General features: G+C 74.8%; 1 protein-coding gene. It reads right to left on the bottom strand.

The features are described from left to right. On the bottom strand, positions 1-302 hold a 302-nt coding region (locus tag UK12_RS35260), incomplete at both ends, for a PASTA domain-containing protein (protein ID WP_045307306.1).

The raw sequence follows: 302 nt of genomic DNA, 5'->3' as shown, positions 1-302 counted from the left end.
GCCGCCCCGTCCTTGGTCATGCCGCCCGCGTCCGGCACACGCGTCATGGCCTTGCTGCCCACCATCGCGACCGGTCGGTTCACCGCCACCTGCTGGCCCCCAGCCGGCCTGGCGCTGCTCACCGGGCCCTGCGGCGCGGAGTCGCTGTACGTCTCGGGGGTCGTCCCCGGCGCCAGCCCGGCGTCGGTCAGGGCCTTGCGGGCCTGCTCCAGCGGCTTCCCGGCCAGTGCGTGAACGGTGATCCGCTGCGGGCCCTTGGAGAGCGTCACCTTCACCGGGTCGCTCTTGCGCACCCGCTGCCC

Source organism: Saccharothrix sp. ST-888, from assembly GCF_000955975.1.
Taxonomy (GTDB): domain Bacteria; phylum Actinomycetota; class Actinomycetes; order Streptomycetales; family Streptomycetaceae; genus Kitasatospora.
The sequence above is the reverse complement of the archived record's forward strand: the minus strand, read 5'-3'. Positions and strand labels throughout refer to the sequence as shown.